This is a genomic window from Pseudomonas frederiksbergensis (genome assembly GCF_003732665.1).
Taxonomy (GTDB): domain Bacteria; phylum Pseudomonadota; class Gammaproteobacteria; order Pseudomonadales; family Pseudomonadaceae; genus Aquipseudomonas; species Aquipseudomonas frederiksbergensis_G.
On sequence record NZ_MOBP01000012.1, the window covers coordinates 413,864 to 438,046 of the forward strand.

21 protein-coding genes are annotated in these 24,183 nt (G+C 60.3%); 2 read left to right on the plus strand and 19 right to left on the minus strand.

Annotated elements, in window-relative coordinates:
• Window positions 1-3 precede the first annotated feature (3 nt).
• The 10 genes from BK665_RS19065 to argH form a co-directional block, all read right to left on the minus strand.
• The gene (locus BK665_RS19065) at window positions 4-1,110 is read right to left on the minus strand and encodes an enoyl-CoA hydratase/isomerase family protein (protein ID WP_123408139.1); all 1,107 of its coding nucleotides are present in this window, start codon (window positions 1,108-1,110) and stop codon (window positions 4-6) included.
• A gap of 276 nt (window positions 1,111-1,386) precedes the next feature.
• Complete coding sequence (locus BK665_RS19075; protein WP_123408142.1) at window positions 1,387-2,082, minus strand: HPP family protein; 696 nt, start codon at window positions 2,080-2,082, stop codon at window positions 1,387-1,389.
• A 155-nt stretch (window positions 2,083-2,237) separates the two neighbouring features.
• A complete protein-coding gene (locus tag BK665_RS19080) occupies window positions 2,238-3,416 on the minus strand; it encodes an MFS transporter (protein ID WP_123408144.1) in 1,179 nt (392 codons plus the stop codon).
• Between the two features lie 21 nt (window positions 3,417-3,437).
• Window positions 3,438-4,931, minus strand: coding sequence for an MmgE/PrpD family protein (locus tag BK665_RS19085; protein WP_259699628.1), 1,494 nt, complete (start codon window positions 4,929-4,931; stop codon window positions 3,438-3,440).
• Window positions 4,928-5,815 carry a polysaccharide deacetylase family protein gene (locus BK665_RS19090; protein ID WP_123408146.1) on the minus strand — a complete coding sequence of 296 codons (888 nt, stop codon included), beginning with the start codon at window positions 5,813-5,815 and terminating at the stop codon, window positions 4,928-4,930. The genes BK665_RS19085 and BK665_RS19090 overlap by 4 nt, the downstream gene beginning before the upstream one ends.
• Window positions 5,808-6,656: a polysaccharide deacetylase family protein gene (locus BK665_RS19095; RefSeq protein WP_123408148.1), complete on the minus strand. Its 849-nt coding sequence runs from the start codon at window positions 6,654-6,656 to the stop codon at window positions 5,808-5,810. Before BK665_RS19095 ends, BK665_RS19090 begins: the two co-directional genes overlap by 8 nt.
• A gap of 273 nt (window positions 6,657-6,929) precedes the next feature.
• On the minus strand, window positions 6,930-7,754 hold the full coding sequence (locus tag BK665_RS19100; RefSeq protein WP_123408150.1) for an ABC transporter substrate-binding protein: 825 nt from the start codon (window positions 7,752-7,754) through the stop codon (window positions 6,930-6,932).
• A 38-nt stretch (window positions 7,755-7,792) separates the two neighbouring features.
• Window positions 7,793-8,557, minus strand: a complete 765-nt coding sequence (locus tag BK665_RS19105; RefSeq protein ID WP_123408152.1) for an amino acid ABC transporter ATP-binding protein — start codon at window positions 8,555-8,557, stop codon at window positions 7,793-7,795.
• A 10-nt stretch (window positions 8,558-8,567) separates the two neighbouring features.
• On the minus strand, window positions 8,568-9,446 hold the full coding sequence (locus tag BK665_RS19110) for an amino acid ABC transporter permease (protein WP_123408153.1): 879 nt from the start codon (window positions 9,444-9,446) through the stop codon (window positions 8,568-8,570).
• Between the two features lie 151 nt (window positions 9,447-9,597).
• Entirely contained in the window at window positions 9,598-11,025 is a 1,428-nt protein-coding gene (gene argH, locus BK665_RS19120; RefSeq protein WP_123408155.1) for an argininosuccinate lyase, read from the minus strand.
• Window positions 11,026-11,347: 322 nt separating this feature from the next.
• On the opposite strand from argH, the gene BK665_RS19125 reads away from it, so the two are divergent.
• Window positions 11,348-12,313: a LysR family transcriptional regulator gene (locus BK665_RS19125; RefSeq protein WP_123408157.1), complete on the plus strand. Its 966-nt coding sequence runs from the start codon at window positions 11,348-11,350 to the stop codon at window positions 12,311-12,313.
• A gap of 123 nt (window positions 12,314-12,436) precedes the next feature.
• Here the strand turns inward: BK665_RS19125 and BK665_RS19130 are convergent, their stop codons facing one another.
• The 9 genes from BK665_RS19130 to arnB are packed head-to-tail and all read right to left on the minus strand — an operon-like array spanning window position 12,437 to window position 22,835.
• Window positions 12,437-14,023 (minus strand): ArnT family glycosyltransferase, encoded by a 1,587-nt coding sequence (locus tag BK665_RS19130; protein ID WP_123408434.1) that lies wholly within the window; start codon window positions 14,021-14,023, stop codon window positions 12,437-12,439.
• A gap of 2 nt (window positions 14,024-14,025) precedes the next feature.
• Entirely contained in the window at window positions 14,026-15,405 is a 1,380-nt protein-coding gene (locus tag BK665_RS19135; protein WP_123408159.1) for a UDP-glucose dehydrogenase family protein, read from the minus strand.
• Entirely contained in the window at window positions 15,402-15,815 is a 414-nt protein-coding gene (gene arnF, locus BK665_RS19140; protein ID WP_123408161.1) for a 4-amino-4-deoxy-L-arabinose-phosphoundecaprenol flippase subunit ArnF, read from the minus strand. The genes BK665_RS19135 and arnF overlap by 4 nt, the downstream gene beginning before the upstream one ends.
• Window positions 15,812-16,156, minus strand: a complete 345-nt coding sequence (gene arnE / locus BK665_RS19145) for a 4-amino-4-deoxy-L-arabinose-phosphoundecaprenol flippase subunit ArnE (protein ID WP_123408163.1) — start codon at window positions 16,154-16,156, stop codon at window positions 15,812-15,814. The genes arnF and arnE overlap by 4 nt, the downstream gene beginning before the upstream one ends.
• Window positions 16,153-17,802 (minus strand): lipid IV(A) 4-amino-4-deoxy-L-arabinosyltransferase, encoded by a 1,650-nt coding sequence (arnT, locus tag BK665_RS19150; RefSeq protein ID WP_123408165.1) that lies wholly within the window; start codon window positions 17,800-17,802, stop codon window positions 16,153-16,155. The genes arnE and arnT overlap by 4 nt, the downstream gene beginning before the upstream one ends.
• Window positions 17,799-18,683, minus strand: coding sequence for a 4-deoxy-4-formamido-L-arabinose-phosphoundecaprenol deformylase (gene arnD, locus BK665_RS19155; protein WP_123408167.1), 885 nt, complete (start codon window positions 18,681-18,683; stop codon window positions 17,799-17,801). The genes arnT and arnD overlap by 4 nt, the downstream gene beginning before the upstream one ends.
• Window positions 18,683-20,674: a bifunctional UDP-4-amino-4-deoxy-L-arabinose formyltransferase/UDP-glucuronic acid oxidase ArnA gene (gene arnA, locus BK665_RS19160; protein ID WP_123408169.1), complete on the minus strand. Its 1,992-nt coding sequence runs from the start codon at window positions 20,672-20,674 to the stop codon at window positions 18,683-18,685. Before arnA ends, arnD begins: the two co-directional genes overlap by 1 nt.
• A complete protein-coding gene (gene arnC, locus BK665_RS19165) occupies window positions 20,671-21,690 on the minus strand; it encodes an undecaprenyl-phosphate 4-deoxy-4-formamido-L-arabinose transferase (protein ID WP_123408171.1) in 1,020 nt (339 codons plus the stop codon). The genes arnA and arnC overlap by 4 nt, the downstream gene beginning before the upstream one ends.
• Window positions 21,687-22,835, minus strand: coding sequence for a UDP-4-amino-4-deoxy-L-arabinose aminotransferase (arnB, locus tag BK665_RS19170; RefSeq protein ID WP_123408173.1), 1,149 nt, complete (start codon window positions 22,833-22,835; stop codon window positions 21,687-21,689). The genes arnC and arnB overlap by 4 nt, the downstream gene beginning before the upstream one ends.
• A gap of 375 nt (window positions 22,836-23,210) precedes the next feature.
• On the opposite strand from arnB, the gene BK665_RS19175 reads away from it, so the two are divergent.
• On the plus strand, window positions 23,211-24,149 hold the full coding sequence (locus BK665_RS19175) for a site-specific integrase (RefSeq protein ID WP_375538944.1): 939 nt from the start codon (window positions 23,211-23,213) through the stop codon (window positions 24,147-24,149).
• Window positions 24,150-24,183 lie beyond the last annotated feature (34 nt).

Here is a 24,183-nt window from a genome sequence, read left to right on the forward strand (position 1 = left end):
GGTTCAGCTCCCGCTCTGCTCAAAACCCGTGAAGAAACTCTCGACGTGCTCGGCGTGCAACGCCTGCAGGGTCGGCGGGTTCCAGCGCGGTTTCTTGTCTTTGTCGATCAGCAAGGCGCGCACGCCTTCGATCAGGTCGCCACGCTCGAACCACTGGCGGTCCAGGTGCAGCTCAAGGGCGAAGCATTGTTCCAGGCTCAACTTGCGCCCGCGCCGCAGCATTTCCAGGGTCACGCCCATGGCCAGCGGCGAACGGCTTTCCAGCAGGTCCGCCGTGGTTTTCGCCCATTCGTGGCTGTTGGCGACGGTTACTTCGCGCAGTTGCTCCACCATACTCGCCACGTCCGGCAGGGCGAAGAAGTGGTCGATGGCCGGGCGCAGGGCAATCAATGGCGCGTCGGGCAGTTGCTGCACGGCGAGTCTGGCCAGCACGCCTTGCAGGTCTTTGAGCGGCGTTTCATGCCATTCGAGGTGATCCAGTTTTTCGTCCAGGGTGCCGAGTTTTTCGCTGTCCAGATACCAATCAGCGAGGCCGCAATACAGCGCATCGGCGGCGCGGATCTGCACGCCGCTGACGCCCAGATAGATGCCCAATTCGCCAGGAACCCGCGGCAGGAAGTGACTGCCGCCCACATCCGGGAAATAACCGATGGCGACTTCCGGCATCGCCAGACGGCTGCGCTCGGTCACCACGCGTATGTCGGCGCCTTGCACCAGGCCCATGCCACCGCCCAGCACAAAGCCGTCCATCAGGGCCAGGACCGGTTTGCAGTAATTGTGGATAGCGAGGTCGAGGGCGTATTCCTCGACGAAGAAATCTTCATGCAGGGTGTCGCCGTTTTTGTAGCTGTCATACAGCGAACGAATATCGCCGCCGGCACAGAAGGCTTTCTCGCCGGCGCCGCGCAACACCACGGCATTGACTTGGGAATCTTCGGCCCAGGCATCGAGCTGGTTCTGCAAGCGGCGAACCATGTTCAGGGTGAGGGCGTTGAGACCGGCGGGGCGATTGAGGGTCAGGTGACCGATGTGATTGCGGACTTCGGCCAGCACTTCATTTTGCGTGGCATCCATGGCGTTGGCCTCCTGGGATGAAACCTGAGCAGTCATCGATAACTCCCTGCTTTTATTGTTCTTTATAGAGAAACTCGCGCGCGAGCGATGCTGGATCGTAACAGTGCAAATTTGTGATGTACAACCGGCATACGTGCAGGTTCTGTCTGCGTTTTTACCTTAGTGCAAAATCAAAAGATCGCATTTTTTATGGGCGCGGAAAAGCCTGTGGGAGCGGGCTTGCTCGCGAAGGGGCCCTGTCAGTCAACTGAAATGTTGAATGACCCACCGCTTTCGCGAACAAGCCCGCTCCCACAAGGGTTCTGTGTGGTGTCAGGTTCGGCTGCTGAGCACTTCGCCGATGCTACGCCGCTTGGCATGCAATTCACTGGCATGAATCAGCTGCTCAAGGTCTTCCGGGGTGACGTCGAAAAACGCCTCCATCTCCGCCAACGCCCGTTTCAAATCCTCGGCGGTAATCGCCTGACTGTCCGCCGAGGGCATGACCGGCACAGGTTCTGCCGGGCGCTTGGGATAGCGAATCTGCGTCAGGTTGTTATAGGCCAACGCGCTGAGCAGCATCGCCGAGGCGCTGAGCATCACCGGGCCGAGGGCTTTCCAGTCGAGGGCGATGGTCGCTGGGTCCGCCAACACCAACAGCAGCGCCAAGGCCCCGGCGGGTGGGTGCAGGCAACGCAGCCAGCACATCAACATCAGCGCCATGCCCGCCGCCAGACAAGCGCTGCCAAGGGTGCGCCCGAGCACATGGGCGACCAGCAGCGAAACCACCCCGGCGCTCAAATAGCCGCCAAGAATCGACCACGGCTGGGCCAGGGCGCCGGAGGACACCGCAAACAGCAGCACTGCCGACGCCCCCAACGGGCCGACCAGATGTTGCGCCACTTCGATGCCGAACACCTGGCTGCACAGCCAAACGCTGAACAGCGTGCCCAAGGACATGCCGATGGCGGCGCGGCTCCATTCCGAGGGGCGGGTGTTGATGGCGGCGGGCAACCAGCGTGCGAGCATGATGTTTCCGTTGTGCAAAATCCGAGGCAAAAAAAAGGCTTAGCTGGGATACCCAGAAAGCCCTTGAAGTGTTCCAACTATTGGGGGAGGAACGAGGCACAGTGTGCCGCGCATTCCTGATGCTGACAAATTCATATTAATGCAGCTTCAGTGCATTATTTTTGCAGTAATGCCACCCGGCGACCGGCCATGAAACACAGCGATCCTCCCATCGCGGTCAACCCGCACAGCGCGTAGAACATGGTCGGCGCCGGGGTGTGCATCAGCAGGAAGCCGCAGATCACCGGGCTCAAGGCTCCGCCCAATGCCGCGAGGTTTTGCGCGCCGTAATAACTGCCGCGCAGTTCTTCCGGGGCCAGGGTGTCGACGAACAGGAACTCCGCCGGGTAAATGATCATTTCGCCGAGGGTGAAAATGAACATCGCCACGCACCAACTCACCAGGCCATCGGCCACGCTGAAACCGATCAAACCGAGGATGAACAGACTGGTGCCACCGGCAATCCAGTAGCGCAGTTGTTCACGCTTGAGGAAGCGGCCGATCTGGTATTGCAGCAGGATCACGCTGATGGCGTTGCAGGCGAGCAGGGCGGCCATGGTTTCCAGGGCGCGCTTGGCGTCGTGGGTCACCAGCAGGTATTGCGACAGATATAGAGTGAAACGGCCGTGGACCACGGTGCTGAACAGGCAACCGCAGGTGAACATGATCAAGGTGCGGTCATTCTTCAGCGTGGTCAGGGTCTTGAGAAAGCTTTGCGGCTGGCCGATGGCGGGCAACCGCGCAGGGTCTTTCGGAATCCCGCTCATCAAGAAGATGCTGAAGAATGCGATACCACCGGCAATCAGGAACGGCGCAATCGGATACACCCCGGTGATCACCACGCCAAGCATGGGGCCGGTGGCGTAGCCGATGTTGGTCAGGGTGTAGCGCAGGGAAAACGCCTTGGCCCGTTGGCCCATGGGCAGGTTTTCGCTGAGGATGGCTTTTGAGCCGATCAGGAACAACGCCGAGGCGGTTTCGGTGATCACCAGGGTGGCGGTGGTCAGGTAGAGGTTCTGGGCGAAGGTCAGCAGCACGAAGCCGATGGCGCTGGAGAGCATGGCCAGGATCAACAGCCGACGTTTTTCCAGTCGGTCGATGATGTAACCGCCGTAGAGGGCGAGCAGGGTGGCGATAAACACCGCGATGCCCAGCAGCAGGCCAACGTCCTGTTGGTTGAGGCCGAGTTTGTTGCTCAGGAACAGCGTGAGCAACGGGCTGGTGATGGCGCGGCTGACGACGATGGTCAGCGAGCAAATCATCAACCGGCGGATAACGAGCGAGTAAGTGGCCACGGTGGTGCAAATGTCCTTATTTTAGTGATGATCGTTCCCACGCTCTGCGTGGGAATGCCTCATCGGACGCTCTGCGTCCGCTTCTGGGACGCGGAGCGTCCCGGGCTGCATTCCCACGCGGAGCGTGGGAACGATCGATGTATCAATTGATTCCAATTCTTCCAGTCGCCACAGTTGTCCAAGCAATGCCTCAGCCTGCCCCCGCGCCAAAACCCGCCCGGCCAGACTGAAAAACTTCTCCTCCAGCGCTGCATTACTCAGCGGATTCCCCGGCGCCCCCAACGGCACTTCAACGCACAGACTCGCCTGCCGACCGTCCACGGTCCGCAGGCTGACGACGGGCTCGCCATCCTCGGACAGTTGCCGGTCCACTTCAAGCCGAATGCGCGACATCCACTGCGCCATGCGCGGATCGCTGCGTTGTGCCTCGTCATAGGCTTCCAATCGGCAATGCCCCAAGACCAGCCGCGCAGCGAGGGCATAGCGCAGGCTCATCTGCGCCGCCGCCAGACTGGCGACTTCCTGCCCGCCGCACATGTCCTGCAGAAACCCGCACAACGACACCTGAATGTCCTCGACCTGATCGACACCAACCTGCAATTGGGTCAGCAACACACCCAAGGCATCAATCGCCGAATGGGTGCCACGACACGCCGCGTAGGGTTTGATCGAGCACCGGGCAAGTTTCCACACCTGACCCAACTGAGCATCCAGCGCCTCGGGCACGGCAGTCTCGCCAGCGAGGGTCTTGAGGAAGCCGCCCCACACATCCTCGAACAACTGCGTTGGCCCGGTGATCCCGCGTTGGGCGAACCGTGCGGCGAGCAAACCTCCTTCGGCAGCTCGACCGCTGTGCAGCTTTTTGCTTTGGGAACCGTCATGGATAAACGCCCAAAGCCCACCGCTGAAACTGCCGGCGATGCCGAGGGCCGACAGGGTTTGCGCCGCGTCCAGACCGAGAATCCGCGCACTGGCCGCCGCCGCGCCGAACACGCCGCAAGTCGCGGTGGAATGCCAACCGGCGCCGTTATGCGCCGAATAACTGCCGCAAGCCTCCAGCACCCGACGGCCGATTTCATAGCCGATGACCACGGCGGTGATGAACTCACGGCCATTGATCGGTCTGTCCGACATCGATACGGCAGCCATCACCGCCGGCAACACCACCGCGCCGGAATGGTCGCAACCGCCCGTGTCGTCGAGTTCAAGGGCGTGGGCGGCGATGCCGTTGAGCATCGCCGCCTGCGCCGCGCCAACCCGCCAATCCGTGCCCCAGACCGGCGTGTTGCCTTTTTCATCGAAGAACACCAGGCGCGCCTGTTTTGCCACTTCACTGCCAGCCCCGGCCAGGGTCGCGCCGAAGGTATCGAGGATGTGCCGCTTGGCTTGTGCCACAAGCACGGGAGGCAGGTCCTCGAATCGAGTATCAACGCAAAATTGCGCCAAACGCTCCATCCGCAACACCCCACTGTAGGAGCTGCCGAAGGCTGCGATCTCTTGATCTTGGTCGCTCATACCCCGTAATCCCGATAATGCCGCTCATACACCGCCGAAGGATGATCCTCCGTCACCTGCACCGCTGAATCCCCCCACCATTGCGCCACTTCACCCGCCGTGGCGATCCACACGTCCTGGTGCTGCTGGATCCCCTGAAGCAGTTCGCGCAACACCCCGATCCGCCCCGGCGTGGCGATGATTTCCGGGTGCAGGCGCAGCACGTAACACAGGCCAAAACGGTGAAACCCGGCGAAGTCCATTTGCAGGTTGCCCAGGGTGTGGCTGTAGGAGGCGATCCGCGATTGCGCCGGCGGCACGGCCGGGCTGAGGTTGAAGGCGAAATAGGGTTCGTCTTCCAGTTCGTAATGCAACGGCAACTCGATCACTTCGGGCGCCGTGGGGTGAGCGAACGGCAAATCATCGCCGCGCCATGATGAGGACCAACGGATGCCGTGGTCCCTTAATGCTTCGATGAAACCTGGCGCACCGTTGCCGGCCGGGGTGCGGAAACCGGTTGGACGCTGACCGGTCAGCGCCGCCAAGGCCTCGCAACCTTTGGCGATGTCGGCGCTTTGCTCGGCGAGCGTCAGGCTGTCGTAGTTCTGATGACGATACCCGGCGCAGGCGATTTCATGCCCGCCAGCCTGGATGGCTTTTATATGCTCGGGGTTTTCCTCGGCGACGATCCCGGGAATGCACCAGCTACTGCTGACCCCAAGTTCGGCGAACAGACCGAGCAATCGATCCACCCCGCGCTGACTGCCATAGCGCCACACCGACAAGGTCTTGTCGCGCCCGGCAACCTCCGGGGCCTGGGTCAGGATGCCGTGGATGTCGTTGTAATCGACGGTCAACACGACCGCGCAGCGATGACCGTTGGGCCAGACAGTGGACTCAGCCATGGTGATGCTCCTTCAGCCACCACTGGGCGACATCGCGGCACGTAGCGAACCACACGTCATCGCGCTGGCGCATGTGTTCGAAGAGTTTTTCCAGCAACAGGATGCGCCCCGGTTTGCCGGTGATCTTGGGGTGGAACAGGGTGGTCAGGCACAGCCCTTCATCCATGGCACCGTCGAATTCACGGCACCAGTTATCGAGGGTCAGCTCGTAGCTGGCGGTGCGGTCCAGGCCTGAAGGAAAGTCCGGGGCGCGGGTGTAGGCGAGGGAAGCGTAGTCGTCCATTTCCCAGCGGCCGGGGATTTCCACCAGCGGTGTGTCGAAACCGGGGACGTTAACCAGATACGGCCGGTCATCACCGCGCATGCTGCTCGAATAGGTCACGCCGGCCTCCACCAGCATCGCCGGGGTTTCGGCGCGCCAGTCACCGGACGGCGTGCGAAAACCTTCGGCGCGGATATTCAGGTGCTGCCAGAACACCTCACGGGATTTCTTCATTACGTCTTTCTGCTGATCCAGCGTCAGGGCGTAAAAGGATTCGTGTTTGTAGCCGTGATACGCCACCTCATGCCCGCGCTCGACAATCGCCTGGCACTGTTTCGGCCAGTTCTCCACGACCCAGGCCGGGACGAAGAAGGTGGTCGGGATCTGGAAGGCGTCGAGCAAATCGAGGATGCGCGGCAAGGCGCGGTAAGGGCCATAACCGCCGAAACCGAAGTACTCGGGCTTGCGCCAGATCGAGCCATTGAGCATGGCATCGCCGGTCGGGCCATCGAGGTCGAAGGCCAGGGCCAGGCAAGCCTTGTGCGGAGCGGGCCAGGTGGGTTGGGGTGAGGAGGACATCAGTGGCACTCCATTAATTTCCAGGTAAAACACAATCCCCTTGTGGGAGCGGGCTTGCTCGCGAAGGCGGTGTGTCAGTCACATCAATGTTGAGTGTGCCGACGCTTTCGCGAGCAAGCCCGCTCCCACATTGGGTGGAGTCGATCACACATCTGTGGGCTACCCGCAAACCTGTAGGAGCATGGCTTGCCCGCGATGGCGGTGTGTCAGTCAACGATGATGTTGAATGTGCTGACGCTATCGCGGGCAAGCCTCGCTCCTACAGGGCAAGCATTACTTGCCGGCGTTAACCGTCACGGTTTTGATCGCACCCAGCTCCAGGTCCCACTTCTTGAGGATGGTCTGGTAGCTGCCGTCATCAATCATGCTCTGCAAGGCAACCTTCACCGCTTCGCTCAGCTCAGGCTTTTTCTTGCTCACGCCCAACCCGGTGAATTGCACGGAAATCGGCAGGCCCACGGTCTTGTACATGTCCTTTTCCTGAGTCTTCAGGTACGACAAGGTCTCGCTACCCTGCATCGCCGCATCGATCCGGCTCTGGCGCAGTTGCGCACGGGCGTCCGCCGAGCCTTCTGTGCCGATCACCACGATGGCCGGTTTGCCGGCGGCTTCGCAGTTGGCCTTGCTGTATTCAGCAATTTCCGCCGGGAACGTCGTGCGACGGCTGGTGCCAACTTTCTTGCCGCACAGGTCGGTGATTTCGTTGAAGTCCTTGTTCTTCTGCAAGGTGTAGAACTGCGGACCGCTGGTGAAGTAGTCGACGAAGGTCACGCTGGCCTGGCGCTCGGCGGTGTCGGTCATGCCCGACAGCACCATGTCCACGCGGTCGGTGGTCAACGCGTTGATCATTTGCTCGAAGCCGGTTTCCTGCCATTTGATCTTCACTCCCAGACGCTCGGCCAGGGCGTTGCCCAGGTCATAGTCCAGGCCTGTGAGGGTGTTGGTTGCCGGGTCCTTGAAATCCATCGGCGGGTAGTTGGGCATGATCGCCACAACGATCTCGCCCTTGGCCTTGATGCTGGCCGGCAATTCGGCGGCGAAGCTGACGCTGGAAGCCATCAGGCCTGCGAGTACTGCTGGAACTACGAAATTCTTCATGGTCGTTCTCTTATGAGTGTTGTTACGCCAGCCGGCGCTTAGGTTCGAACGGCAGAAATGAAGCTTTGGGTGCGCGGGTTTTGTGGGCTTATTAGTATTTCTTCGGGGCTTCCAGCCTCCACGATCTGCCCGCCGTCCATAAACACCATGCGGTTGGAAACCTCGCGAGCGAAGCCCAGTTCATGGGTGACGACGATCATGGTCATGCCGGTTTGCGCCAGATCGCGCATCACCGACAGCACCTCACCGACCAGTTCCGGGTCGAGTGCCGAAGTGGGTTCATCGAACAGCATCAGCTTGGGGCGCATGGCCAACGCGCGGGCAATCGCCACCCGTTGCTGCTGGCCGCCCGAGAGTTCGATCGGGTAGCTGTTGCATTTGTCGGCCAGGCCGACCCGGGCCAGCAGTTCCACGGCTTCTTCGTGCGCCTCTTTGGGCGAACGCTTGAGCACCTGACACGGGCCTTCGATGATGTTTTGCAGCACAGTCATGTGCGGGAACAGGTTGAAACGCTGGAACACCATGCCGGTGGACAGTCGCTGGCGGGCAATCTGCGACTCGTTGAGTTCGTGCAGTTTGTTGCCGACCACGCGGTAACCCACCAGTTCGCCGTCGACCCAGAGGCCACCCTTGTCGATCTTTTCCAACTGGTTGACGCAACGCAGCAAGGTGCTCTTGCCCGAGCCGGAGGGGCCGATGATGCACAGCACTTCGCCTTGCTCGACTTCGATGTTGATGTCCTTGAGCGCGTGGTACTGGTCGTAATATTTGTTCAGGCTCACGGCCTTGACGATGTTTCTCATGGGAGGCTCCTCAAGAACGCTTGCCGGCGCCGCGAGCGAAACGACGCTCCAGACGGCTTTGACCAAAGGACAGCACGGTGACGGCGACCAGATACCAGATACCGGCGACGATCAGCAGCTCCATCACGCGGGCGTTGGCGTAGTAGATGTTCTGGGCGTTGTAGAGCAGTTCCGAGTACTGGATGACGCTCGCCAGCGAGGTCATTTTCACCATGCCGATGAATTCGTTGCCGACCGGCGGAATGATGATGCGCATGGCTTGCGGCAGGATGATCCGGCGCAGCGCTTGCAGGCGCGGCATGCCGATGGACTTGGCGGCTTCGTATTGCCCGGTGTCCACGGACAGCAAACCGGCGCGTACCACTTCGGCGGTGTAGGCGCCCTGATTGATGCTCAAGCCGAGAAGGGCGGCCACGAACGGCGTCATCAGGCTCACGGTGTCCATTTCGAACAGGCCGGGGATGCCGATGGTGGGAAAAATCAGCGCCAGGTTGAACCACAACAGCAGTTGCAGGATTAGCGGCGTGCCACGGAACAGCCAGGTGTAGGTCACCGCGACGTAGCGCAGGATCGGGTTGGCCGACATGCGCATGATCGCCGTGATCACCCCGAACACAATGCCCAACGCCATGGCCAGCACCGCCATGACGATGGTGTTGAACAAGCCCCAGAGGATCGCCTGAGAGGTGACGAACTGGCCGATGTAGGACCATTCAATCTTGCCTTCGGCGAAAGCGCGGACCAGGCCGAGGATGGCGATAACAATGACGGTGGCGAAGAAAATCCGCCCGTAATAGCGCCGTGGCACGTGGTGGTATTGGGTGATATCGAACTGGTTTTCCGCCAGTTTGCGCTCCGACTGGAGACGTTCTGCCTGAGTCTGGCTCATGATGTTTCTCCGTACACTGGTGTTTCAGGTCAACCCCAATCCCCTTGTGGGAGCGGGCTTGCTCGCGAAAGCGGTGTGTCAGCCAACAACGATGTTGAATGTGCCGGTCTCTTCGCGAGCAAGCCCGCTCCCACAGGTTTTGCGTCTTGTTTCAGAGACGGAAGCCCTGGTAGTTCTCGGTCCACGCATGCTGGGCGGCGAGGGCGGTTTTCAGGCGGCCGATCTGCTCGCGCACCCGCTCTGGCGCGGTGCCGCCCCAGCCACTGCGGGCAGCGATAGCGGCTTCAAGGGTCAGGCTATCGCGTACTTCCGGGGTCAGGCGTGAGTCGATTTCTGCCAGCAGCGCCGGGGACGCTTCCCACAATTCGATGTCGTGTTTCTCACAGGCCTGGACCAGCGCGCCGGTGATTTCATGGGCTTCCTTGAATGGCACGCCGCGCATGGCCAGCCAATCGGCGACTTCAGTCGCCAGAGTGAAGCCCAATGGCGCCTGGCGCCGCAGCTCTTCCACATTGACCTTCATGGTCGCGACCATCCCGGCCATGGCCGGCAGCACCAGCAGCAGGGTGTCGACGCTATCCAGCACGCCGTTTTTGTCCTCGCTCAAATCGCGGTTGTAGGACAGCGGCAGGGATTTGAGGGTGGAGAGCAAACCGGTGAGGTTACCGATCAAGCGGCCCGCCTTGCCCCGGGCCAGTTCGGCGATGTCCGGGTTTTTCTTCTGGGGCATGATTGAGCTGCCAGTGGCATAGGCATCGTCCAGCGCAACCCAGCGAAATTGCCGCGACGACCACAGGCAAAATTCTTCAGCGAGGCGGGAAATGTTGATCCCGAGCATGCTGGCGATAAACAGGAATTCGGCAACGTGGTCGCGACTGGCGACAGCATCGATGGAGTTTTCGCACACGCCGCTGTAGCCCATTTCCTTGGCCGACTGCTGGGGCTGGCGAGCAATGGCGGAACCTGCCATGGCGGCGGCACCGAGTGGCGACAGCGAGGTGCGGGCGTCCCAATCCACCAGGCGTTGCACATCACGCAGCATCGATTGGGCGTGGGCCAGCAAGTGGTGGGCGAAAACGATCGGCTGGGCTTGCTGCAAGTGGGTGAAGCCCGGGCAGATGCTTTCGATGTGTTGCTCGGCCTGATCCACCAGCGCTTGTTGCAGGGCCAGCACTTCAACGGCCAGGGTGCGCACGTGGTCACGCAGGAACAGGCGCAGGTCGTTGGCGGTCTGGTCGTTGCGGGAACGACCGGCGCGCAGCTTGCCGCCCAAAGCGCCGAGGCGTTCGGTCAGCAGGCGTTCGATAAAGGTGTGGACGTCTTCGTCGTCGAGGGTCGGGGCGATGCTGCCGGCCTTGAAGTCAGCGCCAATCTGGTCCAGGGCACCGAGCATGGTGCGGGTTTCTTCTTCGCTCAAAAGACCTGCGCGTTGCAGTTCCCCGGCATGGGCCTTGGACCCGGCCAAGTCGTACGGGGTCAGGCGAAAGTAGCGCTCAGGGCAACGGGACAGGGCCGCCAGGGCTTCGGACGGGCCGCTTTTGAAGCGTGCACCCCAGAGACGGTCGGTGGTTTGAGACATTGTTGTTTTCCTCGTCGGTAAAGCGAACTGAAATCGGTATGCCGTCAGATCGAAGCGATATTTCATGTAGGAGCTGCCGAAGGCTGCGATCTTTTGATCTTGTTTGACCCATGAAAGATCAAGATCAAAAGATCGCAGCCTTCGGCAGCTCCTACGTCGAAGTGTCAGCTTTTAATAGTGCGAAATCAGTGAGTTGGCACTCAGGTACGGAATTTATTAGCGGTTGCCAAGCCTTGTTTTCTGTGTTCATTATTATTGGCCAGCTATGTTTTTGTTGTTGGGCACAGATTGTTTGCTAGGGCGCCAGAGGTAAATAAGCATTATGGAAACCCCACTTTCCAATTCCGGAAACCCCGCGCCGAAACCGACTCAGCGAGCACCATTGGCACTCAGCGGCCTGGACTTCAAACTGCTCAAAGTGTTCAAGGCCGTGGTCGAGGCGGGCGGCTTCAGTGCCGCGCAGAATGAGCTGAATGTGGGCCTGGCGGCCATCAGTAAACAGATCTCCGACCTTGAAATTCGCATCGGCATGCGCCTGTGCACCCGTGGTCGCGAGGGCTTTCACCTGACCGAAGAAGGGCGTCTGGTGTATCAGGCATCGATTGATTTGTTTGCCTCCGTCGATAACTTTCGTGATCGGCTTAGTTCTGCGCAGAATGAACTTATTGGTGATCTTGGGGTGGGGGTTATTGACAACACATTGACCGATGAAGGCTCACCGTTAGTTGCAGCACTTAAACGGATTAATGAAGAATCGCCCAAGGTCAGATTTCAACTTCAAGCGTCACAGTTAGATGAAATAGAGCGCGGCGTGGTAGAGGGTCGATTAGTGGCGGGCATCGTCCCGGTCTATCAAAAACGCGAAGAGTTCGATTACTACTCGCTGTACGAGGAGCGTTCGGAGGTTTACTGCGCGGTCGGGCATCCGCTGTTCGCGGTGCCGGAGGCGGAAATCAGCAGCAACGTGCTCAAGGACTACGAGTGCATCAACCACCGCTACGCGATTCATCGGGACAAATTGAATTTTGCCCGCTACGACAGCTTTTCCGCCTCTGCGACCCAGGTTGAAGCCGTGGCGTTGCTGATCAAGACCGGCCGTTTTGTGGGCTTCCTGCCGCAACATTACGCCGCCAACCTGGTGGCTCAGGGGCAATTCCGGGCAGTGCGCCCGGACCTTATTTATATCGTCACGCCGTTCAACCTGATCCTGCGCCACAACACTGTACGCAGTCCGCTGGTCAAGGCGTTTGCCCAGGCGTTGGGTGTGGATTTGAAAGTGCAAGGCTAACAACTAGTTCCAACCTGGAACTGCGCACGAACATGTAGGAGCTGCCGAAGGCTGCGATCTTTTGATCTTGAAAGTCAAAGTCAAAAGATCGCAGCCTTCGGCAGCTCCTATAGGGGACCGGTGTTATGGTTTGAGGTGCAATAAAACGTAATCGTTTTTATCGAAACGCCCGATCAACGCGGGTTCCAGCGAACCCAGAGAAGTGCCTTTCAGGACTTTGTAATCACTCTGATCCAGCATCACCCAAACCGGCGCCTTGATGCTTTCCAGTTCATGGACCGATTCGGTAAACACCGGTTGCAGATCCTGCTCGATATTGACCATGAACTTGATCGCCTTGGCGTCCTTGCCCATGCCGAACAGCACCAGCGGTGCGGGTTCTTGTTGCACCAGGGTGAAGGCTGCGCGACTGAAGCTGCGCGTATCGTAGAGCTGCCGTTCTACCGGTTCGAACACCAGGATGTACACCGACCACAGCCCCAATACCGCGCTAAATGCCAGCACCTGCGCTCGCCATGCGGGCCGGAAAAACGCTGCCAGCGCGAGCACCTGCAACACACCGAGCACAATCAATATCGGTGTCAGTGAGTTCAATACCCCGGGGAAGCGTCGCTGGCCAACCATCAATGCCACGATCAACACCCCCGGAATCACCAGCCACACCCCTTGCATCAAGCCACGCAACACGCCAAACCATCGGCCTTGCATCACCTGAAACGGATACGCGGCAATGATCGCGGCCATGGGCAGCATCGGCAGCAAGTATCGGGCTTTTTTCGCCTGGGGAATCGACAGTCCAAGCATCACAATCAGCCCGGCCGCCGCGCAGTACTGCACCAGGCGCAATGGCGGTCCGGCTTCACGCGGGTTGGTCAGGCAGATCGCTGCCAGGGCCAGCACCGCCAATGGATACGCCAACGCGTAGTTGCCCATGGAACTGGTGAAGTAATACAGCGAACCGCTGACCCCCTCACTGCCGTCCATGCGCCCCATGAACTGCATGCGGATCACGTCCTGCATAAAGGCCGGGCCACCGCTGTGCTTGGCCAGCAGCAGCAACAAACCGACGCACACCAACAGCAGCATGGCGGCAAGCAACCCGAACGCCAGCAGGCGTTGCCACTGCCGATTGAGCAGGAAATAGCTGCACAGCATGCCGGTCGGCACCACCAGGCCTATCGGTCCACGGATGCCAAAACCCACCAACAACAAGGCAAAGATCAGCAACCAGCGACGTGGCGCACCAAAGTGATCAGCGGCATAACCCAGGTAAAACACCGAAAACGCCACCGCCGCCAGCATCAAATCCTGGGACACGGCGCGGGTTTCGGTGACGAAGGTGTTGGTCAGCAGGAGCAGGGCGATACTCAGCAGCGCCCAGCGAGTGGAGTAGGGCGCCAGCAGTCGATACATCAATGTGACGATCACCGCGCCGGCCACCGCACTCGGCAGCCAGGCGCTGAAGGCGTTAACCTGCCCGAACGGCAGCGCCAGCAACCAGGTAAACAGCGTGCTCAGAGCCGAATAGTCGGCGTAGGGCTCACCGTAAGTGGTCGGGAACACCGTCGGCCCGTGGCGCAGCATTTCCTGGGCGAACAACACAAACCGCGAATCGAAACCGATGGCGGCCTGCTGATAAACCCCGGCCATGAACAGCAGCAGCGCCAGCAGTCCCGCACCCAGGGACTGTCGGCGGATGGCGTCAGTCATCGTCAGGCAACCGACGAAATGGTAGACCATTGCTGGTATGGAATCGGCAGGTTGCGCGAATCCCCTCGGCCCATCGGGAAGTACAGGAAACCGGCCCGGGACAAGCGTTCGGCGTCATACAGGTTGCGCCCGTCGAAGATCACCGGCGCGGCGAGACGCTGGCGGATCAGATCAAAATCCGGCGCCTTGAACTGCTGCCACTCCGTGCAGATGATCAGCGCATCGGCGCCGGCCAGTACCGATTCCGGGGTGCCCATCAACATCAGTTTCGATTCGTCCGGGTACAGGTGCTGGGTTTCCTGCATGGCTTCCGGGTCGAACGCCCGCACGTTGGCCCCGGCGGCCCACAAGGATTCCAGCAACACCCGGCTCGGCGCATCGCGCATGTCGTCGGTGTTGGGCTTGAACGCCAGGCCCCACACGGCAAAGGTCTTGCCGGTCAGATTGCCCTTGTAGAACGCGTTGACGCGCTCGAACAGCTTGTGTTTCTGCCGCTGGTTGATCGCTTCCACCGCTTGCAACAAGTCGCTGGAACAGTGGGCCTGTTCGGCGCTGTGGATCAGGGCGCGCATGTCCTTGGGAAAGCACGAGCCGCCATAACCGCAGCCTGGATAGATGAAGTGGTAGCCAATGCGCGAATCGGCGCCGATCCCCAGGCGCACGGATTCGATGTCGGCACCCAGGTGTTCGGCCAGTTCGGCAATCTGGTTGATGAAGCTGATCTTGGTCGCCAGCATGCAGTTGGCGGCGTATTTGGTCAGCTCGGCGCTGCGCAGGTCCATGAACATGATTCGATCGTGGTTGCGGTTGAACGGTGAATAGAGATCGCGCATGACGTCGCGCACTTCATCCCGTTCGCAGCCGATGATGATGCGGTCGGGGCGCCGGCAGTCGGCCACCGCCGAACCTTCCTTGAGAAACTCGGGGTTGGAGACGATATCGAACTGCAACAGACGATTTGCTTCCAGGAGCCTGCGCTCGATGTGCGCACGCAGGGTGTCGCCAGTGCCGACCGGCACGGTAGATTTTTCCACCAGGATCACCGACTGCTCGCGATGACGGGCGACAGCATCACCGACCGACAGCACGTATTTGAGGTCAGCCGAACCATCTTCGCTGGACGGCGTACCGACTGCGATAAACAACACCTCGCCATGCTGCACGGCGAGCTTCTCGTCGGTGGTGAACTGCAGGCGCTTGGCCTCCAGACTCTCCCTGACCAGACTGGCCAGCCCCGGCTCGAAGATGCTGACGTGCCCTTGCTGGAGCAATTCGACCTTTTTGGCGTCGATGTCCATACAGATCACATCGTGGCCGACTTCAGCCAGAACGGCAGCCTGTACCAGGCCAACGTAACCACTACCAAATACACTGATTTTCATGGGTCATTCCTGAGAACGGCGACGCGAGCAGGTCGAGAGTTGATGGTGATGACACCCAGGATGACCAGGGCCACCCCAAGGCTTTTTGCAAGACTGAAATGTTCGTTGAACGCTGGCAGGCTGGCCGCCAGCAGGTACACCAGCGCGTAGCTGATGCTCAGCAGCGAGTAGGCCCGGCCCAGCGGTACGTCGCGCAGGGCCAGCAGCCAACTGAACATCGACAACCCATAGGCGAGGATGGCCGCCAGCACCACGCCGACCGCAACCGGATCGACGCTGCCATTGCCCAGGGCGGTGAGCCATTGATCCGGTTGCGGCAACCGGCTCATGCTCCAGCGCATGCCCAACTGCGCGGCGCTGGCCAGGGTGACGCTGCCCAGGGCGAAGGTGATTCCACGGCGCAGGCTCATGTGTGTTGCCCCAGCAAAACCACACCGCCAATGACAAGTGCCACGCCCAGCCAATGGCGACGGTCGACGGGTTCGTTAAAGATGAAGCGGGCGACCAAGGTGATCAGCACAAAATTGAGACTGAGCATCGGATAGGCGACGCCGACTTCCAGGCGCTGCAATACCAATAGCCAGACCAGCAAGCCCATGCCGAGGGAGAACAGCGCCAGCCACAACCAGGGCGAGCGCAGTTTTTCGCCCCAGCCGGAGTCCTTGCCGCGCCAGCTCTCCACGGCGTATTTCTGCGCGATCTGACCCAGGCACGTCAGCAGGCACGCGGTCAGCAGCAGAAGCAGGCTCATGCTGCATCCTTGGGGATAATCAGAATCACCAGGTTGCCTTGCTCATAACGCTTGCCCTCTTTAGGCAGCAGATCCACTTCCTGCAATTCGTCGTCACCCTTGACCCGCATGACCACGCCCACGGAACCCTGCTTGCGAGCATCGCGCATCCACTGTTGCACTTTGTCGAGGGTGATCCGCCGATTGCGCGATTCGGGGAAATTAAGGCCGTATTTCAGCTCGCCGACGGTGTTGAACAGCGCGACTTGCGGACGTTGCAGGCGCCAGGCCAGGGCCGACGCCGCGCCCAGGTCGTTGCTCATCAGTTGATCGGTCTGGCTGAGTTCACTGGCGTGTTCGAGGATGAATTGGTCAGGGGTCTTGTTCGCCACCACCGAATTGGGCAGAGCCGCCGGGATCAACCCGATGAACAGCAAGCTGCCAAAGGCCGGCGCCGCCCAGCATTGCAGGGGCCGGAAGGCTTGTAGCAGGTTGGCCATGATCCAGCCGATCAGGGCGATAAACACCAACACCAGATTGTGCAGTTCGAGTTCGTACAGCGGCTTTTTCAGTTGCAGGTAAACCAGGGCCAACAGCACCACCAGCCCCAGCACCAGGTTCAGCAAACCATTGAAGCCCAGTGCCCGGCCTTGTTCATGCTGCAAGCGGTCGGCCACGGCGTTGCCCAGCAACAGGGCCAGAGGCAACAGACAGGGCAGGATGTAGGTCGGCAGTTTGCCGTTGCTGAAGCTGAAGAACATCAGCGGCATCAACAACCACAGCAGCAAAAAGACCATGTTCGCCTGACGTCGGGAATCCCAAGCCTGTTTCAGCGCCGTCGGCAGCAACACCGCCCACGGCAGGCTGAACGCAACCAGCAACGGCAGGTAAAACCACCACGGCGCGTCATGCTGAGCATCGTCCCCGGCAAAACGCCGAATGTGTTCGTGCCAGAAGAAGAATCGCCAGTAGTCGGGCTCCTGGGCATGCACGGCCAAGGCCCACGGCAGGCTGACCGCAATCGCGACGATCACCGCAAGCGGACCGTAGATCAACAACTCGCGCCAGCGTTTCTGCCAGAGCATCCACGGCAGGGCGATCAACACCGGTAGCAGCCAGGCGAGAAACCCCTTGGTCAGGAACCCCATGCCACAGGCCAGTCCCAACACAGCCCAACTCAACAGCCGCTGGCCGGCGCTTTTGCTGTCCAGCGCAAACCACAGGGCCACCAGACTCAAATTGACCCAGAAGGTGAATTGCGGATCGAGGTTGGCGTATCCGGCCTGACCGGCCACCACGGTGAAACTCATGTACAGCAAGGCGCAGGCAAAGCTTTTGCGCGGGTTGCTCCACAAACGGCGGGCGATCAAGTAGCACAGCAACACACTCAGCCCGGTGCTCAGGGCCGAGGCGAAACGCACGCCGAACAGGTTTTCGCCAAACACTGCCTGGCCGAGGGCGACCATCCAGTAACCGGCCACCGGTTTCTCGAAATAGCGCAAGCCCATGAACTGCGGCGACACCCAGTTGCCGCTCAGGAGCATGTCCTGGCTGATCTGGGCGTAGCGGCTTTCGTCGGGAATCCACAGACCATGTGTGCCCAACGGCAACAGATAAGCCAGCAACATGACGACCAGCAACACAGGCAAGGCCCAGCGTTTACTCATGCGCCTTGCACTCCCAGCCAGCCTTCACGGCCGTCGAGGGCGCCACGCACTACGCGCCCGGCCGGCAGGCTGGCGAATGACTCGGGCAGCAGGTCGCCCAAGGGTTGAAACCAGATCTCACGCTGGCGCGCATCGGCCAGCAGTTGACGAAAATCGTTGGCCATCAGAATCCCTTCTACCTCGGCGTGGATCGTGTAGACGTTGAGTTTTTCAGGAGTGAAGCGGTCCAGAATGAAGGCGTTGAAATCCTTGGCCGCCACACTCGGCCCGACCACCTCGTCAAAGGTTGGCAAGTCCACCGGGATTTGCGGCGCACCCAACAGGCCATCGGCCAGGGTCGGCTGGAACAGGCTCTGGCCCCGGCAATCGCTGTTGTAGCGAAAGCCGAACGCCTGCTTGGCTTCGATCACGCGCTCATCCGCCCGCCAACCGGCAGACGCCGAGCACTCGACTTTTTCCCCGAGGATGTCGCTGAGGCTGTCGACGCCCCGGCGAATCTGCTCGATCAGTTGCGTCTCGCTCCAGCGCCCGGCATTGGCCTGCCAGCCATGGTGATCCCAGGCGTGCAGGCCGACTTCATGGCCGGCATCCCGGGCCTGACGCATCAGGTGCCCGAGATCACGACCAATCGGTTTGCCCGGCCACGCGGTGCCGGCCAGCAAAATGTCCCAGCCATACAGGCCGGCGGCGTTGGAACGCAGCATTTTCCAGAGGAATTGCGGGCGGATCAGGCGCCACAAGTGGCGCCCCATGTTGTCCGGCCCGACGCTGAAGAAAAACGTCGCCTTGACCTGGGCCTCATCGAGGATTTCCAGCAACCGGGGCACCCCTTCGCGGGTGCCTCGGTAGGTGTCGACATCGATACGTAGGCCTGCCTGCATTAGCGCTTGTCCGCGATTTCGAGCATGGCTTCGCGCAGGAAGAAATCCAGCGTGTTGCCGATGGTCTCGCTCATCTCGACGGTTGGCGTCCAGTCCAGCAGGCGCTTGGCGTTGTCGATGCTTGGTTTGCGGTGGGACACATCCTGATAGCCCGTGCCGTAGAACGCCTTGCTTTCCACGTCGCGGAAACCGGCGAACGGCGGGAAGTTGCTGCGCAGCGGGTGCGCTTCGAACTGACGCAGCAGCTCTTCGCCCAACTGGCGGATGCTCGCTTCGTTGTCCGGGTTGCCGATGTTGATGATCTGGCCGTTGCACACGTCATTGTCGTTGTCGATGATCCGCGCCAGGGCTTCGACGCCGTCGGCGATGTCAGTAAAGCAGCGTTTTTGCTCGCCGCCGTCGAACAGACGGATAGGCGTGCCTTCCACCAGGTTGAGGATCAGTTGGGTGATCGCTCGGGAGCTGCCGATCCGCGCCGAATCCAGGCGATCCAGGCGTGGGCCCATCCAGTTGAAGGGACGGAACAGGGTGAAATTCAGGCCCTTCTGGCCGTAGGCCCAGATAACACGGTCGAGCAGTTGCTTGGAGACCGAGTAGATCCAGCGTTGTTTGTTGATCGGGCCGAGGACCAGGTTGGAGGTGTCTTCGTTGAAGCGCTCGTCCTGGCACATGCCATAGACTTCCGAGGTCGACGGGAAGATCACGCGCTTGTTGTACTTGACGCAGTAGCGCACCAGTTTCAGGTTTTCTTCGAAGTCGAGTTCGAACACGCGCAGCGGATTGCGGGTGTATTCGATCGGCGTGGCGATGGCCACCAGCGGCAGGACCACGTCGCATTTCTTGATGTGGTACTCGATCCACTCGGAGTGAATGCTGATGTCACCTTCGACGAAGTGGAAGTTCGGATGGCTGCGCAAGCGGTCGATGGCGTCGGAACCAATGTCCAGGCCATAGACTTCATAGCGGTCGTCACGCAGCAGGCGCTCGGACAAGTGGTTACCGATGAAGCCGTTGACGCCGAGGATCAGCACGCGGGTACGGCGCGGTTTGCGTCCGGATTCAGCGCCACGCAGTACCGAACCGTCCACCAGCCCCAGCTCATTGGCCAGTTGCGGGCCGCTCAGGTACAAACCGTTGTCGTTGCGCTGCCCAGCGGTAATCACCAGGGAATCTTCGCCGCAAGCAATGCGCAGCGGGTCAACACTGATGACCCGGCCCGGTGCCTGGCCTTCATTGCCTTTGGCGACTTGCGCGCCCCAGACAATCAACTTGTGCTCGCCGACGTCGCAGAACGCGCCCGGATACGGTTGGGTCACGGCGCGAACCAGATTGAACAGTTCTTCCGCCGGTTTTTTCCAGACCAGTTTGCCATCGGCCGGAGTGCGACGACCGAACACGGTGGCTTTGGACTCGTCCTGCGGGGTTTCACTGACTTTGCCTTGCAGCAGCGCCGGCAGGGTGTCTCGCAGCAGTGAACTGGCGGCATCACGCAGCTTGGCGTGCAGGGTCAGGGCGGTGTCGGAGCGTTCGATCCCGACTTTTTGCTGGGCCAGGATGGCGCCGGCATCGGCGCGCTTGACCATGCGGTGCAGGGTTACGCCGGTTTCGGTTTCGCCGTTGACCAATACCCAGTTGGCCGGCGCGCGACCACGGTACAGCGGCAGCAGCGAGCCGTGCAGGTTGAACGCACCTTTGCTTGCGGTGGCCAGCAGTGGCTCGCTCAGCAGATGGCGGTAGTAGAACGAAAAGATGTAGTCCGGGTTGAGCTTGGCAATGCGCTCGATCCACAGTGGATGGTTGGCATCCTCCGGGGCGTGCACGGGAATGCCTTGATTGGCACACAGTTGCGCCACGGAGCCATAGAAAGCGTTTTCCTTCGGGTCATCGGCGTGGGTGAACACCGCCGCAATCTCGAAACCTGCGCCAAGCAGGGCGTCGATGCCGGCACAGCCGATATCGTGATAGGCGAAGACAACAGCTTTTTTGCTCATGAGAGAACCTGATCGGAAGAAGTGGAAGTGAGACCGTCGACAGTGACAACGGGAGCAGGGGAGGCGGGTTGGCTACGCAAGACTTTTTCGATGAAGAACCGCGGGCGGGCCCGGACATCGCTGTACATGCGGCCCAGGTATTCACCTAACAGGCCCATGCCGATGAATTGCCCGCCGGTGAAGACAAACAGCACGGCGAACAGCACGAACGTACCGCCGCCAGCCCAGCCGGCGCCAAAGGCCAGGCGCAGGACAATCAACGCGATGGCAAACAGCACGCCAAGACCGGCCATGCAGAAGCCGACAATGCTGAGCAGGCGCAGCGGAGTGGTGGTCATGCAGGTGATCAGGTCGAACATCAGGTTGACCAGGCGCATCGGGCTGTACTTGGATTCGCCGTGTTCACGCTCGGCGTGGGTCACGAGGATTTCCGTGGTGTGGCGGGCGAAGCTGTTGGCCAAAATCGGGATGAAGGTGCTGCGTTCGCGGCAGGCGAGCATCGCGTCGACGATGGTCCGGCGGTAGGCGCGGAGCATGCAGCCGTAGTCGCTCATGGCCACGCCGGTGGAGCGTTGCACCGCCAGATTGATCAGTTTCGAGGGCCAACGGCGCAGGGCCGAGTCCTGGCGGTTGTTACGCACGGTGGCGACCACGTCGTAGCCGAGTTCGGCCTGGGCGACCAATCGGGGGATTTCTTCCGGCGGGTTTTGCAGGTCGGCGTCCAGGGTAATTACCACGTCGCCCTTGCACTGTTCGAACCCGGCCATGATCGCCGCGTGCTGGCCGTAGTTGCGGTTGAGAATGACCGCCACCACCGGGCTGCACTCGCGGCTGGCGGCCTCTTCCAGAATCTGCGCCGAGTTGTCGCGGCTGCCGTCGTCCACCAAGACGATTTCGTAGTCGTGGTGCAATTGCTGGCACGCGGCTTCAGTGCGCCTGAGCAACTCGGGAAGGCTGTCTTGCTCGTTGTAGACCGGGATGACGATCGATACGCAACGGATCGGATAAGGTTTCACAGGCGGGCGTCCATAATGTTGGCAATGGCACCTACGACACGTTCAACGTCGTCGGTGGTCATGTCGGGGAACAACGGGATCGAACACAGCCGCGCCGAGTTCCATTCGGTATTGGGCAGGTAGATGTCCGGGTAACGCTGGCGGTAGTAGGTGTGCAGGTGCGTGGCGATGAAGTGAATGCCGGTGCCGATGTTCTGCTCCTGCAAAGCCTTCATGAAGGCTTCACGGTCGAGACCGCAGCGTTCGGCGTCGATGCGCAGGATGAACAGGTGCCAGGCGTGCTGTTGCGGATACGCCGGGATGGCCAGCGGTTGTACAGGCAGGCCTTCGAGCCGTTGCAGGTAGGTTTGGGCCAGTTGCGTGCGCTTGGCGTTGATCTCGTCCAGTCGCTCCAGTTGCACCAGAGCGATGGCGGCGTTGATGTCGGCCAGGTTGTATTTGAAACCGGGCTCGATCACCTGGGCCTGGGGTTTGCGGCCACCGGTCAGGCGGTCGTAGGCGTCAACGCCCAGGCCGTGGAACTTGAGCATGCGCACCCGAGCGGCCAGGTTTTCATCGTCGCTGACAAACATCGCGCCCTCAGCGCAGGTCATGTTTTTGATGGCGTGGAACGAGAAGATCGCCGTGCCCTGTGAGCCAACGTGGCGACCTTTGTAAAAGGTGCCAGCGGCGTGGGCGGCGTCTTCGATCACGGCAATCCCATGTTTGTCGGCCAGGGCATAGAGCGGATCGAGATCGAACGCCGCGCCGGCGTAATGCACCGGGATGATCGCCCGGGTCCGAGGCGTGATTGCCGCTTCGATGCTCTGCAAGTCGCTCATCAAGGTGTCGCGATCCACGTCGACAAACACTGGCGTCGCCCCCAACAGACAGATCATGTTGGCGGTGGATACCCAGGTCTGGGACGGGGTGATGACTTCATCCCCGGGACCGATGCCCAAGGCCAGCAAGGTGATGTGCATGCCACCGGTGGCCGAAGACAATGCCACGGCATGCTTGCAACCGACGTAATTAGCGAAGTGCTCTTCCAGTGCCTGGTTTTTTGGCCCTGTGGTGATCCAGCCCGAGCGTAATACTTGCTCTACGGCTGCAATTTCCTCATCGCCGATACTGGGGCGGGAGAAGGGGAGAAAAGCCTGACTCATGGGGACCTCGGGGCTGGCACATCGACAAAATTCGGGACGAACGGATTGGATCCACACCTAAGCGTAGACGCTGAAAAATTAGTCGCATCAATGAGTTGCTACATAAATATTACAAATTGCTTAGGTTGACTTTTTGCAACGGCCTCGTCAGGTTGTGCTACCTGATCGCTGGTGGCCTGTTTGAATTAGAGTAGGCCCGAAATTGTGAAAGGAACATGAAAAACCGGTCGGCGAATCGTTTATCTGAAGTTCAGACAGCTAGAGTTCAGACTTCGACCGTTTATCGCGTTAATTCCATCGTCGGCCACTCCTTACAGCAAGTAGCCGAACTCTTTAGTTGTTGTGTTGAACCGTTTTCATTCAAGGCTTTTTCGTTTGACTGACTTACCCGTTAATGAACCCAAGGCTGTAAAAGCCAACCCGTTGACCCTGTATCTGGCACGCCTGGCGCCGTCCAGCCAACTGACCATGCGTTATGTGTTGCAAGATGCGGCGGATCGCCTGGGTTTCGATGATGTGAACATTGAAGAGATCCCCTGGTACGAACTCCAGCCTGAAGACGTCGTCGCGTTAGTGGCTGCGCTGCGCACTGACGGGTACGCGCCGAATACTTCTTCGCTGTATGTGAACGCCGTGCGCGGGGTGATGAACGAAGCCTGGCGCATGAGCCTGATCAGCCAGGAACACTTGCTGAAGATGCGCTCGGTCAAAGGCATTGCCGGCACACGGCTGTCCCAGGGGCGTAACCTCAAGCGCACACTGATTCAGGAGTTGATGGAAGTCTGCGCGGCGGACCCGCGACCACAAGGCCTGCGGGACGCGGCGATCATTGCGGTGTTGTACGGCTCGGGCATGCGCAAGTCGGAGTCGGTGAACCTCGACCTGAACCAGGTCGATTTCAGCGAACGCAGCCTGCGGGTCACGGCCAAGGGCAACAAACAGTTGATCAAATACGCCCCGGCCTGGGCGTTCGCCAAACTGGAGGCGTGGCTGGAGCTGCGGCGTTCGCAATTGGGAGAAGGGCAGCAGGACGATCCGTTCCTGTTCAACCGCATCCGCCGAGGCAGCCACATTACCCGCGAGCGCATCACCAAACATGCGATCTATTACATCGCCCGCCAGCGCGGTGCGCAGGTCGGGGTGAAGATCATGCCCCACGACTTCCGTCGCTCGTTCATCACCCGGGTGATTGAAGAGCACGACCTGTCGATTGCGCAGAAACTGGCGCATCACAGCAACATCCAGACCACGGCCAACTATGACGTGCGCGATGACAATGAGCGGCGCCGGGCGGTGGATCGCTTCGATTTATAAACCTGACTCAAAACCCTGTGGGAGCGGGCATGCT